The sequence below is a fragment of the Campylobacter sp. GTC17093 genome (assembly GCF_055397635.1).
Genome location: NZ_AP038832.1, coordinates 1265882 through 1282699, shown reverse-complemented (window position 1 = coordinate 1282699; position 16818 = coordinate 1265882). Strand labels below are relative to the sequence as shown.

Below are 16818 nucleotides of genomic sequence, written 5' to 3'. Positions count from 1 at the left end.
AATATTTTTAAATTAAAAAAACAAGAATGATATAAAAATTTAAGTGCTATAATATTATAAATTTATTTTCCAGTAAGGGGTAAGTATGAAATTAGCAAAAAGAATGTCAACTTTACAAGAATCTATAACTATAGCTATCAGCGTAAAAGCAAAAGAAATGAAGGCAAACGGTATAGATGTAATAAGTTTAAGTGCTGGCGAACCAGATTTTGATACACCAGAGATTATAAAAAGCGCAGTAAAAGTTGCTCTTTCTCAAGGTTGCTCAAAATATACTCCAATCCCAGGAACACCTGAAGTTTTGCAAGCTATAAAAACTAAGCTAAAAAAAGATAATAATTTAGAGTATCAAACAAGCGAAATTATAACAAATATCGGCGCAAAACACTCCATATTTAACATCATCCAAGCTATGATTGATGAAGGAGATGAAGTTATCATACCTGCGCCGTACTGGGTTAGCTATCCAGAAATAGTTAAATTTGCAAGTGGAGTACCTGTTTTTATAAATACAAATGAAGATAATAATTTTAAAATCACAGCAGAACAACTAAAAAAGGCCATCACTTCAAAAACAAAACTATTAATCCTAAACTCCCCTAGCAATCCTACTGGATCAATATACACCAAAAAAGAATTAAGTGAAATTGGCGATGTATTAAAAGGTACTGATATCATTGTTATAAGCGATGAAATATATGAAAAACTTATATTTGATGGCAAGTTTTGTGCTACAGCAAGCATAAGCGATGATATGTTTAAGCGAACCGTAACTATAAATGGACTTAGCAAATGTGGAGCAATGCCAGGATGGAGATTTGGTTATATGGCTTGCAAAATACCAGAACTTACAAAAGCTGTTAAATCTATACAAAGTCAAAGTACATCAAACATAAGCTCTATCGTACAAGCAGGGGCAATCCCTGGACTACTTGGTGAAGCAAATGCTGATATAGAAAAAATGAACAAAGCTTACAAAGAAAGAAGAGATTACGCAGTTGATGCGATAAACAAAATAAAAGGTCTAAAAACCATCAAACCAGATGGCGCATTTTATCTTTTCATAAACTGCAGCGAAATTGAAAAAGACTCTATAAAATTTTGCCAAGCTTTATTAAGAGAAGCAAATGTTGCAACTGTACCAGGAATCGGCTTTGGGCTAGACGGATATTTTAGAATATCTTATGCAACAGACTTAAATAGCATTAAAAAGGCAATTGAAAGAATTGCTAAATTTGCTGAGAATTATAAAAAATAACTTTATAATAAGGCAAGAAATCCTTGCCTTATCTTTTTAAATTTTATTTATTTGTTTTATCTACACTTGCTTTAATAGCTTTTATAAAAGCTGATCTTACAGCACACTCTTCTAACACATCAACACCAGCTATCGTTGTTCCTGCTGGAGAACAAACGGACTCTTTTATAAATGCTGGATGAGAGTCTTCAAGCAAAGATGAAATGCTTTTAAAAACACCGGCTGTAAGTTTGTGAGCCATATCTTTTTTTAGCCCCACGCTAACCACGCCGCATGCCATAGCTTCAGCAACCACTGCTAGATAAGCAGGAGCACATCCACTTATAGCCATTGCTATGTTTAGCTCATTTTCATTATCAACCCTGCAAACTTCACCAAAAGTAGATAAAATATCCATAGCATCATTAATATTATCATTTTGTGAGCAAAAAGGTGTGATGGAAGATTTGAATTTAGCAGCTATATTTGGCATAGCTTTTATATAAATATTGGAATTTATACATTCTTTAATATCATCAATACTTGAAGTAGCTAGCACACTAATTAAAAAATTGGACTTTCCAATTAATTTTTCAGCTACGCTTTTTAAGGCATAAGGCTTAAAAGCCAATATTATTTTTTTATCATTTATATCAAATTTTTCGCCATAAATCTCTGTCTTAAAGCCATCTTCTTTTAAATTTTTAAGCTTTTGTACATTTCTTCCAACTAAAGTAACATCATATTTATCTCTTAAACCATAAGCCATCGCACTAGCCATAGCTCCGTTACCAAGTATAAAAATTTGCTCCATAAATTAGTTATCTTTGTTTATATAATTTGCTATTCTATCTGCTTGTTTGTATTGTGGATAACCAACTGTATCAAGTATAACTTGAGAAATAGTATTATTTGTCATATTACAAACTATTGGAGCAACAAAATTCATAGTTGATTCTTCGAGCGGAGAGTTAAGGGCAACTATGACATAAACCCTAATCTCGCTATTTTCTTTTATATCCATAAGCTTTATATAATAATCTGGAATTTCAAAAGCATAATCCCTAAATCCATAAGGATTTATTAATGTAAAAGTGGTTTCATCATCTTGACTTTCTAATCTTGCAAAAAAATCGTCAATCTGAATAATTTTAGCCTTTTTTATCTGCTCAAAGCCTAAGATCGGACTTTTTATATCAAAAATCATGGTACTCTCCTTATAAATTTATATAATTATGATATTTTATCATGTTTTTTACAAAAAATATATAAATGCCTTATTATTTTATCAAAAAATAAAACAAAAAAGTGTAAAATATACCAAAATTTAATATTTAAAGGGAAATGAATATATGAATATATCATATAAAATTATTATTTCGATATTAACCGTTTTTATAATTACTGGATGTTCTCCAAAATCAGATGAAATTTACAATCTTTCTCCAGATGCTTGGTATTCATTGATTATAAATGATATAAAAAATAGAGACCTAGATAAAGCCGACAAACACTACACTTCTATGCAAAGCGAACATGTGGCTTCTCCGCTATTAGAACCAATTTTGATTATTTTAGCACAAGCACATATGGAAGATGAAGAATATTTGCTGGCAAACTACTATTTAGATGAATATATTAAAAAATTTGGAGATTATAAAAAGACAGAATATGCCGAGTTTTTAAAAATGAAAGCAAATTTTGACTCTTTCATAAGACCAAATAGGAATCAAAAGCTTATGAGTGATACATCCAAACAAATAGAAAGTTTTTTATATGCATATCCAAACTCTATATATAGACCACTAGCTGAAACAATGTTGCTTAAATTTAACCTTGCTATGCATTATCTTGATCTACAAATACTTGATTTATACGAAAGAACTGGCAAAGATGTATCTGCTGAAATTTATAAAGATAAGATAAATAACTCACCATACAAAGATGCAGATTTGATACCACCAACACTTCCTTGGTATAGGAGCATTTTTGAATAATTGGAGAAAAAATGATAAATAAGATTGAAAATTTACCAATACAAATATCTGTTTTAGTAGAGGATGACCTGTTTTTGTATCCTTTTATAATCACACCTATTTTTATAGAAGATGAAGAAAATATCTTAGCGCTAAATTACGCTCAAGAAAACTCAAAACCCATATTTGTAACCACAACAAAAGCGCAAAATGATGGCAGCAGAAACTTTGGCGATATATTTGATTGTGGTGTTATAGGAAATGTTATGCGTCGCTCTACTCTTCCTGATGGACGAGTAAAGATACTTTTTCAAGGAATTCAAAAAGGAAGAATCATTTCTGAAGTACAAAACTCACCTTTGCTAGCAAAAATTGATGGCATAGAAGAAATTCTCCCTGATCCAAATACCATTGAAGCACTTATGAATACACTTATAGAAAAAGTAAAAACACTAAACAAATTTGTAAATTATTTTCCGCCAGAAATGCTAAAAGCTATAGAAGAAAATATAGATCCTATAAGAATTTGCGATCTTATACTAAGCTCACTTAGACTAAAAAAAGAGTTAGCGTATGAATTTTTCATAGAAACTAAATTTGAAAAAAAAGTTTTTAGGTTAATTGATTATATAACAGAAGAAATAAAATCCCATAAAATCGAAAAAGATATTAAAAACAAGGTTCACTCTCGTATAGAAAAAGTAAACAAAGAGTACTTTTTAAAAGAGCAATTAAAACAAATTCAAGAAGAACTAGGAACTGACAATAGCAAAGATGAAGAGATAAGCGAATATAAGAAAAAACTAGAAAACAAAAAGAAATTTATCTCAACTGAAGGTTACAAAGAGATAAAAAAACAAATAGACAAACTCTCTCGCCTTCATCCTGACTCAGCTGATGCCGGAATGGTGCAAAGCTATCTCGACTGGACACTTGAAGTTCCTTTTGAAAAAATCTCAAAACAGCGTTCTAACATAGCTCAAGTCTCAAAACAACTAAATAAAGATCACTATTCTTTGAAAAAACCAAAAGAGAGAATTGAAGAGTATTTTGCTCTAAGAGAATTAATGGAAAAAAGAAAAAGCGACAATAAACTAAACAACGGTGCTATTATATGTTTTGCAGGACCACCTGGTGTCGGTAAAACAAGTCTTGCAAACTCTATAGCAAAAGCTCTAAAAAGAGAGCTTATACGCGTTGCTCTTGGCGGTCTTGAAGATGTAAACGAACTTAGAGGACACAGGAGAACATACATCGGTGCTATGCCAGGGCGAATAGTTCAAGGTCTTATAGAAGCAAAACAAATGAATCCTGTAATGGTTTTAGATGAGATTGATAAGATAGGAAGTGGACACAGGGGTGACCCAAGTGCCGTTATGCTTGAAATTTTAGACCCAGAACAAAACTCTAAATTTAGAGATTATTATCTAAATTTTGATATAGATTTAAGTAAGATTATATTTATTGCAACAGCAAACGATGTAAGCATGATACCACCAGCCCTTAGAGATAGGATGGAATTTATTTATCTTAGTTCCTACACTCCACAAGAAAAATTTGAGATAGCAAAAAAATATTTAATCCCACAAGAGATAGAAAAGCATGCTCTAAATTCAAAAGAAGTGACTTTTCAAGCTGATGCGATAGAGCTAATAATAAGCGAATACACAAGAGAAAGTGGCGTTAGAAATTTAAGAAGAAAAATAGCAGATATCCTTAGAAAAGTAGCGAAAAATATAGTTTTAAGCGAAGATAAAATTAAAAAAACAACTATCACAAAAGCAAAAGTTAAAGAGTATCTAGAAAAGAAAATTTTTGAAATAGATGAGATAAAAAGAGCCCCACAAGTTGGTATAGTAAATGGACTTGCTTGGACTAGCGTTGGTGGCGATGTTCTTAAAATAGAAGCCATAAAAATACGTGGCAAAGGCACACTTCAACTAACAGGACAACTCGGAGATGTGATGAAAGAGTCAGCTCAAATTGCATATAGTGTCATAAAAGTTTTAATAGATGAAAAATACTTAAAAGTTCCAAAAACTCTTATACCTAAAATAGATGATGAAAAAAGTAAAAATGATGAAATTTACCACAAATACGATCTTCATCTTCATGTTCCAGAAGGTGCAACTCCAAAAGATGGTCCAAGTGCTGGCATAACTATAGCAACAGCGATATCATCAATTTTTACAAACCAAAAAGTTCGCTCAGATGTCGCAATGACTGGAGAAATCACATTAAGCGGAGACGTACTTCCGATAGGCGGCTTAAAAGAAAAATTAATAGCAGCACATAAAGCTGGCATAAAATTAGCATTAATCCCACAAAAGAACTATGAAAGAGATTTGGACGAGATACCAGATGAGGTTAAAAATAGTATAGAAATCAAACCAGTCCTTCATATAAAAGATGTTCTAAAACATACTTTTGTAAAATAAAACAAATTTGACCTTGAAAAGGTCAAATTTAATCACTGCTTCTAAATCTGAATTGCCCCTTTTTAAATACCGTAATTATGTTTGATATAGAGAGTATCCATTTATTTTCTATGATATTTTTTAAAAATGCAGCAACCTCTCCACTTAAATTTATCCCATAAGCTAAGCCTATGCCATCTGTATGACCTATGGAGCAAACTGTTCCACGATGAATAAATTTAAATGGTTTGTCTAGAATTTTTCCACTTGTTAATTTTAATAAATTGTAGGCACAATACTCACCCATTTGAGAAGCAAGTTGCGCGGTTGGGGCATGTATAAGATCTCTATCGTTTGCAATAGCGCAATCCCCAACAACAAAAATATCATCATGTTCTATCATTTGTAAGTACTCATTAACACATATTCTATCGTTCTTATTTTTTAATTCAGAGTTTGAAATAACAGGGCTTCCTTTTACACCAGCACTCCAAACTATAGTATTACCATAAATTTCTTCCACATTTCCATCTTCATTTTTAACAAAAACACAGTTTTTTCTAATCTCAATTACATTACCTTTTACTAAAGTAACGCCACATGCTTGTAATTTTTGTTGCGCTTTTAAACTAAGTTTTTCTTCAAACATTGGAAGTATGCGTTTACCTCTACCAATCAAATAAACTTTTGGCACCTTTGGATCTATGCCACTTATTTTACAAAGTTGCGGAATCTTTTTTGCAAGCTCTGCTGCAAATTCAACCCCAGTAAATCCACTTCCACAAATAATAAAACTAAGAGCATTTTTATCATTTGTGAAACTATAATTTTTAAAGCCAGTTTCTATATTATCCCTAATAAGCAAGGCTTTATTTAGTGTAGAAATTTTATAAGCAAACTCATCTGCTCCTTTTACATCATAACAATTTACCTTAAAACCAAGACCTATAACTAAATAATCATAATCATATACGCTATTATTTTTGCCATAAACTTTTTTATCTTTTATGGAAATTTTAGTTACCTTATCTTTTATAAAATTAACTTTTTTTAATAAATTCCTATAAAAAATCCTAGCCTTCCTATCACTATATGTTCCAACTGCAACTTTGTGCAAAAGAGTTGTGGGGTAATGGTAATCATGTTTACTAATCAAAGTTACACTTAATTCTTGATCTTTTATATTTTTTTGAAGCGTAGTAGCACATTTTAACCCACCATAACCGCCACCTAGTATCAATATTTTTTTCATAAGGTAACCTTATAATATTTTAAATTTATAATAATTATAATTATTTTTTATTAATTTAAATACAACAAACAAAACTGTAAAATCCCATAAGATTATTTTTATTTTAAATAAAATTTAATAAAAATATGTAATTTTAGATATAATTAAACAAACTTTAATAATTACAAAGATATAATTATATTTCTTTTCGTGGTTAGATAGCTCAGTCGGTAGAGCAGCAGACTGAAAATCTGCGTGTCGGCAGTTCGATTCTGCCTCTGACCACCATTTTAATAAAATACCCATAAAATCTTTTTAAAACATCTATATTATTAATTCTTTATTTTGGGTAAATGGGTAAAAATGTAACTGCTTAAACTAATTTATTTTATTAAAATTACTTATATTTTATAGTTCCATTAAAAATATCAATACATACTTGCTATATTCTAAATTACCAAAATATAGGTATTTTAATACATTTTATACAATAATCTATAAGCTATAAAATCCTATAAATTATTTTTACAAAAGCCCAAAATATGATATATATAGAATAATATTAAATTAAGAAAAAAAAATGTATATTACTAGCCATAGTTTTTAAATTATTAATTTTTATAGAAATATGTTAACTTTTCTGCATTTAGATAATACTTATTAATAAAAATTGACAATAAGATTTTTAACTAATAATAAAATTTGTAAATTTACAAATGGGAGAAAAATGGAAACAATTACACAAAAATCTCGCGCTATAAAGATCTTAACTAGTTTGGCATTTTGGGTTGTATTTGGCATAATTGCCGGCATTATTCTTGGTATAGTAAATCCGCCACTTGCAGAGTCACACACAGTAAAGCAAGGGGCAGTATTGTTTATTAAAGTTCTTAAAATGATGATAGGACCTATCATTTTTTTAACAATTGTCTCTGGTATAGCCGGGCTACACAGCCTAAAAGATCTTGGTTCGCTTGGTTTTAAAGCCTTTATATATTTTGAAGTTGTTTCAACTCTTGCACTTGCTATAGGTATAACTGTTCCAAAAATTTTACAACCAGGTTCTGGTATGAACTTAAAGATTGAAGCTCTTGATACAAAAGGTGTTGATAAATTTATATCTCAATCAAAAAACATTCCCCTTGATCCAAATGCAAGTCCTTTAGAAAATATAATTAATGAAATTTGGCATATATTAAAAGGCGCTATTCCATCAGATCCTATAACCCCCTTTTTAACCGGCAATACACTTCAAGTATTATTTATGGCAATAGTAAGTGCGGTAATAATATCCTTTTTCTCTCATAAATATAAAAACATAATTATGAAGCCAATATACACTTTACAACACATTGTACTTAAAGTTTTAAGTATTTTTATGTGGTTTAGCCCAATCGCGGCTTTTTCAGCAATGGCTTATTTAATTGGACATTTCGGTCTTGGTACACTATGGGGAATGATAAATCTTCTTCTTGTTATGCTACTTTCTTGTTGTATATTTATATTTGGTGCGCTTGGAATTATATGTTATTTTGCTAAAGTAAATGTATTTAAATTTATGCGATTTATTTCAAAAGAGGTACTAATAGTTTTTGCCACAAGCTCAAGTGAAACCGCTCTTGCTCCACTTATGACAAAACTAGAAAAAGCAGGAATTCAGCGTGGTGCTGTAGGATTAATAATCCCAACAGGATACTCATTTAATCTAGATTGTACAAACATATACTTAGCAATGAGCGTTATTTTTCTTGCTCAAGCTTTTAATATAGATCTTACATTTATGCATTTACTTATGACACTTCTAATTCTAATGTTAACTAGCAAAGGCGCAGTTGGAGTTACTGGATCTGGCTTTATAATCCTAGCAGGAACTCTTTCTGCACTAAACATAATCCCAGTAGCAACTGTGGCTGTTTTACTTGGAGTTGATAAATTCATGAGCGAAATGATAGCTGTTGGTAATCTTTGCGGAAATGCAGTAGGCTGTTTGATTGTTTCTATATGGGATAAAAAAGTTGATTTAACACAATTTAGATATGCATTAGATCATCCAGAAGAATTTTAACTTATAAATATTGAGTGCATTTATGCACTCTTATATAAATTTGGCTCTTCATAATTATTAAAACTAAATAAATTTATAATAACAAAAATTAATATTGTATATTTGTATATAGAAAATTAACAAATAGTTATTTAAATATTTTTTAGATATAATATAAAAATTAAACTAAAATTTCCAAGGAATGATGATGGCTGAAGAAGAAAAAAAAGAAGAAACTAAAGAGAAAAAAGGCAGTAGCAAAAAAATAGTTTTAATAATAGTAATCATACTATCTTTTATTATTTTACTTGTACTGGGCATCGTAGTAGGTCTTATGCTATCTTCTCATCCTAGCGAAGATGCAGCTACAACAGAAACAAATAAACAAACACAAGCCAGAACACAACCGGCACCAAAACCAAATACATCTGGAAGATATAGCGATTTTATGAACATTGGAGTCATGTACCCAATGGATCAATTTATTGTAAATTTACTCAGTGAAAGCGGTTCAAGATATTTAAAAATTTCACTAGATTTAGAGCTCAGCATACAAACTCTAACTCCTGAAATAGATAAGAAAAAACCGATAGTAAGAGACATAATAATAAGATCTCTTTCTTCAAAAACTATCGAGGAAATAAGTACAACAAAAGGAAAAGAGCGCCTAAAAGATGAGATAGTTAGCAAAATAAATGAGATTTTAACAGATGGATATGTTAAAAATATCTATTTTACGGACTTTATCATTCAATGATAGGCATAGACATTATTGTCATAGATAGGGTTTCAAAATTATTAGACAAATACGGACAAAAGTTTTTAGAGAAATTTTTAAACAAAGACGAAATCAATATAGCAAAAAACGAAGCTAGTATAGCTGGTTTTTTTGCTGCAAAAGAAGCTTTCAGTAAAGCTTTAAGTTGTGGCATAGGAGCTGATTTTTCTTTTCATGATGTAAAAATTTGTAAAACCGTTAAAGGCGCTCCTTTTTTTGAAATAAATGAAAAAATAAAATCAAATTTTAATATCAAAAATGCAAGCTTGAGCATAAGCCATGATGGTGGCTTTGCAATAGCTGCTGTTATTTTAGAATAATATAATGCTAAAACACTTTTTTACAAATAGCTTTGGTATACTTGTTTCAAGAATTTTAGGCTTTCTTAGAGATATGCTAACAGCGGCTGTTTTAGGGGCTAGTATATGGAGTGATGTATTTTTTATAGCCTTTAAACTACCAAATCTTTTTAGAAGACTTTTTGCTGAGGGAGCTTTTACGCAAGCTTTTTTACCAAATTTCGTTTCTACAAACAAAAAAGGTCTTTTTAGTGTAGAAATTTTGATTAAATTTCTTGGCTTTATACTTTTATTAAGTTTTACTGTTATGCTCTTTGCTCCGCTTTTTACAAAAGCTTTAGCACTTGGTTTTGATAAAAATATGATTAGCTTAGCAGTTCCTCTTGTAAAAATAAATTTTTGGTATCTTAGCTTTATTTTTTTAGTAACTCTTTTTGCATCAATGCTACAATACAAAGGTCATTTTGCAACAACTGCATTTTCTACAGTTCTTCTTAATATATCTATGATTTTTGCTTTATTATTATCTTATGGTAATGATCAAAAAACCGCAGCATATTATCTAAGCTATGGTGTAATAATTGGTGGACTACTGCAATTAATAACACACATAATAGCCTTAAAAAAGATAAAAATGCTAAAAGTTTTACAAGGTGGATTTGTAAAATTTAAACAAGGTTTTAGAGCAAAAACTGATGGTTTTTGGAAAAATTTTTACCACGGTGTTATAGGATCATCTTCTGCGCAAATTGGGGCTTTTATAGATACTTGGTTTGCTAGTTTTTTAGTAACTGGAAGTATTAGTTATTTGTATTATGCAAATAGAATTTTTCAACTCCCATACTCACTTTTTGCAGTTGCACTAACAACGGCAATTTTTCCAAAAATCAGCAGACAAATCAAAGCAAACTCATATGAAGATGCACTAAATTTAATGAGCAAAGGATTTCATTTTTTACTAGGATTTTTGCTTTTTGCTAGCATTGGTGGGATTATGCTAAGTTACGAGATAACTTGGCTACTTTATCAAAGAGGCGAATTTAATAGCCAAGATACCTTACAATGTGCACAAGTTTTAAGTATGTTTATGATTGGTCTTGTTGGATTTGGTTTAGCAAAGCTTTTTTCATTATGGCTATATGCAAAAATGCAGCAAAAACTAGCAGCTAAGATATCAATTTATAGCATGCTGATAAATTTAATCTTTTGCTTTGCCCTAATAAAGCCTCTTGGCACTGCAGGTCTTGCGCTTGCTAGCTCTATTTCAGCATTTTATCTACTTTTTATGAATATTAGGATTTTTTCGTTTAATAATTTTTTGGCTATAATAAGAGTTAAAAAAATTTTAATCATTTTTGCACTTTGCATGTTAGAAATATTGATATTATTAGTTTTTAAGGGTTTTATAGATGATTATATACGATAGTGCCAAAAAGAAAAAAGTTGATTTTGTACCCATAAAAGATGGTGAAGCAAGAATATATGTGTGCGGCCCAACTGTGTACGATGATGCGCATCTTGGACATGCTAAAAGCAGTGTTAGCTTTGATCTTTTAAGAAGAGTTTTAGTGGCACTTGGATACAAAGTTAAATTTGCAAAAAACTTTACAGATATAGATGATAAAATTTTAAAAAAAATAGATGAAACCGGAAAAAGCTTAGAAGACATAACCTCGTTTTATACACAAAGATATTTAGATGATATGAAAGAATTAAATGTATTAAGAGCCGATTTTGAACCAAAAGCTACTCAAAATTTAAACGAAATCATATCCTATATAGAGCTTTTACTTAAAAATAACTCCGCTTACAAGCTTGATGATGGCATATATTTTGATACATCTAAAGACGATGAATATCTATCGCTAAGCGGTAAAAAAGGCGAAGAAGAGAGCATTGCAAGAATTGATTCAAACAAAAATAAAAAAAATGAAAAAGACTTTGTGCTTTGGAAATTTGATGAAAAATATTATGATAGCCCTTTTGGAAAAGGAAGACCTGGTTGGCATACAGAGTGTGTTGCAATGATAAAAAAACATCTTGCCTATGATGAAAATACACTTATAGACATTCATGCAGGTGGCATGGATTTGCTTTTTCCTCACCATGAAAACGAAGCTGCACAGTGTAGATGTGCTGAGCGTAAAAGCTTAGCAAAGTATTGGATGCATAATGGTTTTGTACAAGTAAATAACGAAAAAATGAGCAAATCTCTAGGCAATAGCTTTTTTATAAAAGATGCATTAAATTTAGTTTGTGGGGAAGTTTTAAGATTTTATCTAATGAGTACACATTATAGATCAAATTTTAACTATAGCGTAGAAGATATGCTAGCAAGCAAAAAAAGACTTGACAAAATTTACCGCTTAAAAAAAAGGGTTTTGGATGCTTCAGCAGGCATAGTCGATGAGAAATTTAAAAAAGATATTTTAAATGCGCTAAGTGATGATTTAAACTCCTCTCTAGCCTTAGCAACGCTTGATATCATGATAAACTCAGCAAATGAATACCTTGATAAAAATCCAAAGGATAAAAACTATAAAGCGATAATTTTAGCAAATTTAAACTTTGTAACAGAGATTTTAGGTATTTTGCAAATTGACAGTACAATTTATTTTCAATTTGGCGTAGATAATGAAACTAAGCAAAATATAATAAATTTGATAAACCAAAGAAACGAAGCAAAAAAAGACAAAAACTACCAAAAAGCAGATGAAATTAGAGATAATTTGATAAATTTAGGAATTTCCATTATGGATACACCAAATGGAACCATTTGGGAAAAGCTATGAATGGTATAAGAGATATTTTCAAAAGATTTTTACCATACTTTAAAGACTATGTACCACAGTTTTCATTGGCTATATTAGGTATGATTATGGCAGCAGCTGGTTCAGCTATTTCAGCATATCTAGTAAAACCAGTGCTTGATAAAATTTTTGTAGAAAAAAATGAAGATATGTTATATATTTTACCTTATGCAATTATCGCAATTTATTTTATAAAAAGCCTTGGTACCTATATGCAAGCCTACTATACAGCTTATATAGGACAAGATACTGTAAGAAGATTTCGCGAAAAATTGCTTGGAAATTTACTACATCTTGATATAGAGTTTTTTAGTAAGTATAGAGTTGGAGAGCTTGTAAGTAGAAATATAAACGATATAGAGCGTATAAGAAGCGTTGTTTCTTCCATGATTCCAGAATTTATAAGAGAAACTATAACAATAGCAGGACTTTTATGTGTTGTGCTATATCAGAGTTTGGAACTATCATTTTTTGCTCTTATAATAATGCCACTTGCCATTTTTCCTATATCAAAACTTGCTAAAAGAATGAGAAAAATCTCAAAATCATCTCAAGAAAAAACCTCAGATATAAGCTCATGTTTAAATGAGATTTTTACAAATATAGAGATTATAAAATCAAAAAATGCTCAGGATTATGAGCTTTCTAGATTTTCAAAAGAAAATGATAAATTTTTTAAACTAAATTTAAAAAGCGTAAAGATAGGTGAGATTGTTAGCCCAATAATGGAAACTTTGGGCGCTATTGGAATTTCTGTTGTTATTATATTTGGCGGAAAAGAAGTAATTGATGGAACACTAAGCGTTGGTAGCTTTTTTTCATTTTTAACTGCCCTTTTTATGCTTTATACGCCACTTAAAAGAATTTCAAAACTACACAATAGTATGCAAGATGCAGTTGCTGCAAGCGAAAGAACATTTGAATTAATAGATAAGTTTCCAAGTATAGTAAGTGGAAATGAAGAATTTCCTACAAACCTAAACTCTATATCTTTTAACAATGTATGTTTAAAATATAATGATAGCCTTGTATTAAATGGAGTAAATTTAATAGCAAAAAAAGGCGAATTAATAGCAATAGTTGGAAAAAGTGGTGGAGGCAAAACATCGATCATAAACCTACTAATGCGTTTTTATGATCCAATAAGCGGTGATATACTCATAAACGAACACAATATTGCAGAGTTTGACATAAAATCACTTAGAAAAAATATAGGGTTCGTTTCCCAAAGGGCCTATATTTTAAATGATACTGTGGCTAAAAATGTATGCTATGGTGATGAATTTGATGAAAAAAAAGTTATACAAGCGCTTAGAATGGCAAATGCACTTGAGTTTGTAAATAGCCTTGAAAACGGCATGCAAACAGTTTTAAATGAATTTGGCACAAATTTAAGTGGTGGGCAAAGACAAAGAATTACAATAGCAAGAGCTTTGTATAATAATCCAAAAATCCTAATCTTTGACGAAGCAACAAGCGCACTTGATAATGAAAGTGAAAAAGTTATCACAAGTATAATAAGAAATCTCTCTGATGATAAGATAATCTTTGTTATAGCTCACAGAATGAGTACTGTAGAAAATGCTGATAAAATAGCAGTTGTCAGTAATGGCAAGATAGTAGCTTGCGGAAGCGATAGTGAGCTATATCAAAATTGCGAAATTTATAGAAATTTAAAAGGGACTATTATCCAAGAAAAAGGGAACTAATGCATTACGATACAATAAAAAATATATTTTTCAAATTTGATCCAGAAACTGCTCATCATATCGCTGAAATTGGGCTTAAAACTACAACAAAATTATCACTTGGAATCAATGTTCTTAAAAAAAACTTTACATATGAAAACAACATATTGGCTCAAAATATATTTGGGTTAAATTTTCCAAATCCAATTGGCATTGCAGGTGGATTTGATAAAAATGCAACTATGATAAAAGCGCTTTATGCACTTGGTTTTGGGTATATAGAGTATGGAACACTTACACCAAAACCACAAAGCGGAAATGCAAAGCCAAGGCTTTTTAGACTCATAGAAGAACAAAGCATACAAAATGCAATGGGTTTTAACAATGATGGTGCAAAGATCATAAAAGAGAGGATAAAAAATATTTTTCCATTTGAAATACCACTTTTTTGCAATATCGGGAAAAATAAAATTACGCCAAATGAAGAAGCTATAAATGATTATGTAAATTTAGTTCAAACTTTTAATGGTATAAGCGATGTTTTTGTTATAAATATTAGTTCTCCAAATACTCCAAATCTTAGAGATTTACAAGAAATAAGTTTTATAAATGAATTATTTGACGCTATAAAACCTCTAACAAAAACTCCAATTATACTAAAAGTATCTCCAGATATGAGTATAGAAAAAAGCTTAGAGATATGTTCTAGTGCTGTTCAAAACGGAGCAAGCGGGATTATACTTACAAATACAACAATCGATTACACTCTTAGCAATAAAGCTAAAAATTTTGGTGGAATAAGTGGTCAACTGCTAAAAGAAAAATCAAAAATAATGCTAAAAGAAATATCAAAAGAACTTTTTGGCAAAACTATACTCATTAGCTCTGGGGGCATAGATAATGCAAATGATGCTTATGAGCGAATAAAAATGGGTGCTAGCTTAATTCAAATTTACACCTCCTTTATCTTTAAAGGTCCAAAAATTTGTTATAACATTAATTCAAAACTTGCAAAAATGCTAAAAGATGATGGATATAAAACCATATCTCAAGCTATTGGTGCTTATTTAAAATAAGGAAAGTAATGATTAAAAATTTCAATAAAAAAATATTAAAAAATAAAATGGAAATTTATCACATACCTGTAAATTTAGGTTCAGACGTGATAAGTGTAGATATATTTTATAAAGTTGGTTCAAGAAATGAAATAATGGGCAAAAGCGGTATAGCCCATATGATCGAACATCTAAATTTTAAATCGACTAAAAATTTAAAAGCCGGAGAGTTTGATGAAATAGTAAAAGGATTTGGCGGTATTGACAATGCATCTACTGGTTTTGATTATACGCATTATTACATTAAATGTTCAAAACAAAATTTGGAAAAATCACTATATCTTTTTAGTGAACTTATGGAAAATTTACATCTAAAAGATAGCGAATTTCAGCCAGAGAGAGATGTTGTCTTAGAAGAAAGAAGATGGAGAACAGATAATTCTCCAATGGGTTATTTGTATTTTAGGCTTTTTAATCATGCATTTTTGCACCATCCTTATCACTGGACACCAATTGGTTTTTTTGATGATATACAAAATTGGGATATAAACGATATTAAAGATTTTCACTCTAAATTTTATCAACCCCAAAACGCCTTTTTAATAGTTAGTGGCGATATAGATAAAAAAAGTGTTTTTAATCTTAGTAAAAAATATTTTGAGGATATAAAAAACAGATCCAAAATACCTACAAATATCTGCAAAGAACCTTTGCAAGATGGCGCAAAAAAAGTTTATTTAACAAAGCAGAGTGATGTTGAAATGATTGCAATTGCTTATAAAATTCCGCCGTTTAATCACATAGATAGCGTATCTTTAGAAGGATTGAGTGAATATCTAAGCAATGGAAAAAGCTCGCTTTTACAAAGAGTTTTAATAGACGAAAAAAAGCTAGTAAATCAAGTCTATGCTTATAGTATGGACAATATCGATGAGAGTCTTTTTATCATCATAGCAATTTGTAATAATGACATAAAAGCAGAAGTTGTAGAAAATGAGATAAATTTATTGATAGAAAAAACAAAAAATGATAAAATGAACGAAAATGATTTTACAAAAATTAAAAATAATATAAAAGCAGAACTTATATTCTCACTTCAAAGTGCTAGCAAAGTGAGTTCTTTATATGGAAATTATATCGCAAAAGGAGATTTAGGGCCACTTTTGAGCCTAGAAGATAAGATTGAGTCTTTAAACTCAGAAATGTTGCAAAAATGTGCACAAAAATATTTTGTAAAACAAACATCTACAACAGTAATTTTAAGAAAGGATAATAAGTGAGCA

The 16818-nt window shown here is 30.1% G+C and carries 14 protein-coding genes and 1 tRNA gene; 12 read left to right on the top strand and 3 right to left on the bottom strand.

Annotation, left to right across the window (positions count from 1 at the left end):
- Window positions 1–85 precede the first annotated feature (85 nt).
- Window positions 86–1258, top strand: a complete 1173-nt coding sequence (locus ACZ5VL_RS06720) for a pyridoxal phosphate-dependent aminotransferase (protein ID WP_464198218.1) — start codon at window positions 86–88, stop codon at window positions 1256–1258.
- 43 nt (window positions 1259–1301) lie between these two features.
- On the opposite strand, the gene ACZ5VL_RS06715 is transcribed toward ACZ5VL_RS06720, so the two are convergent.
- Window positions 1302–2051, bottom strand: coding sequence for a pyrroline-5-carboxylate reductase (locus ACZ5VL_RS06715; protein ID WP_464198217.1), 750 nt, complete (start codon window positions 2049–2051; stop codon window positions 1302–1304).
- Window positions 2052–2054: 3 nt separating this feature from the next.
- A complete protein-coding gene (gene fliW / locus ACZ5VL_RS06710; protein WP_464198216.1) occupies window positions 2055–2444 on the bottom strand; it encodes a flagellar assembly protein FliW in 390 nt (129 codons plus the stop codon).
- A 151-nt stretch (window positions 2445–2595) separates the two neighbouring features.
- On the opposite strand from fliW, the gene ACZ5VL_RS06705 reads away from it, so the two are divergent.
- Window positions 2596–3234: an outer membrane protein assembly factor BamD gene (locus ACZ5VL_RS06705; RefSeq protein ID WP_464200292.1), complete on the top strand. Its 639-nt coding sequence runs from the start codon at window positions 2596–2598 to the stop codon at window positions 3232–3234.
- An 11-nt stretch (window positions 3235–3245) separates the two neighbouring features.
- Window positions 3246–5651, top strand: a complete 2406-nt coding sequence (gene lon / locus ACZ5VL_RS06700; protein WP_464198215.1) for an endopeptidase La — start codon at window positions 3246–3248, stop codon at window positions 5649–5651.
- A gap of 28 nt (window positions 5652–5679) precedes the next feature.
- On the opposite strand, the gene ACZ5VL_RS06695 is transcribed toward lon, so the two are convergent.
- On the bottom strand, window positions 5680–6882 hold the full coding sequence (locus tag ACZ5VL_RS06695) for an NAD(P)/FAD-dependent oxidoreductase (RefSeq protein ID WP_464198214.1): 1203 nt from the start codon (window positions 6880–6882) through the stop codon (window positions 5680–5682).
- A gap of 191 nt (window positions 6883–7073) precedes the next feature.
- Here ACZ5VL_RS06695 and ACZ5VL_RS06690 point away from each other — a divergent pair.
- The 9 genes from ACZ5VL_RS06690 to ACZ5VL_RS06650 all read left to right on the top strand — a co-directional run bounded on the left by ACZ5VL_RS06690 (window position 7074) and on the right by ACZ5VL_RS06650 (window position 16815).
- Window positions 7074–7149: transfer RNA gene (locus tag ACZ5VL_RS06690), tRNA-Phe, on the top strand.
- Window positions 7150–7588: 439 nt separating this feature from the next.
- Complete coding sequence (locus ACZ5VL_RS06685; protein ID WP_464198213.1) at window positions 7589–8926, top strand: cation:dicarboxylate symporter family transporter; 1338 nt, start codon at window positions 7589–7591, stop codon at window positions 8924–8926.
- A gap of 187 nt (window positions 8927–9113) precedes the next feature.
- Window positions 9114–9662, top strand: coding sequence for a flagellar basal body-associated protein FliL (gene fliL, locus ACZ5VL_RS06680; protein WP_464198212.1), 549 nt, complete (start codon window positions 9114–9116; stop codon window positions 9660–9662).
- Window positions 9659–10003, top strand: coding sequence for a holo-ACP synthase (gene acpS, locus ACZ5VL_RS06675; RefSeq protein ID WP_464198211.1), 345 nt, complete (start codon window positions 9659–9661; stop codon window positions 10001–10003). Before fliL ends, acpS begins: the two co-directional genes overlap by 4 nt.
- Before the next feature lies 1 nt (window position 10004).
- Window positions 10005–11408: a murein biosynthesis integral membrane protein MurJ gene (gene murJ / locus ACZ5VL_RS06670; RefSeq protein WP_464200290.1), complete on the top strand. Its 1404-nt coding sequence runs from the start codon at window positions 10005–10007 to the stop codon at window positions 11406–11408.
- The gene (cysS, locus tag ACZ5VL_RS06665; RefSeq protein ID WP_464198210.1) at window positions 11392–12774 is read left to right on the top strand and encodes a cysteine--tRNA ligase; all 1383 of its coding nucleotides are present in this window, start codon (window positions 11392–11394) and stop codon (window positions 12772–12774) included. Before murJ ends, cysS begins: the two co-directional genes overlap by 17 nt.
- Entirely contained in the window at window positions 12771–14501 is a 1731-nt protein-coding gene (locus tag ACZ5VL_RS06660; RefSeq protein ID WP_464198209.1) for an ABC transporter ATP-binding protein, read from the top strand. Before cysS ends, ACZ5VL_RS06660 begins: the two co-directional genes overlap by 4 nt.
- Window positions 14501–15556: a quinone-dependent dihydroorotate dehydrogenase gene (locus ACZ5VL_RS06655; protein WP_464198208.1), complete on the top strand. Its 1056-nt coding sequence runs from the start codon at window positions 14501–14503 to the stop codon at window positions 15554–15556. Before ACZ5VL_RS06660 ends, ACZ5VL_RS06655 begins: the two co-directional genes overlap by 1 nt.
- Before the next feature lie 11 nt (window positions 15557–15567).
- The gene (locus ACZ5VL_RS06650) at window positions 15568–16815 is read left to right on the top strand and encodes a M16 family metallopeptidase (protein ID WP_464200288.1); all 1248 of its coding nucleotides are present in this window, start codon (window positions 15568–15570) and stop codon (window positions 16813–16815) included.
- Window positions 16816–16818: the final 3 nt, after the last annotated feature.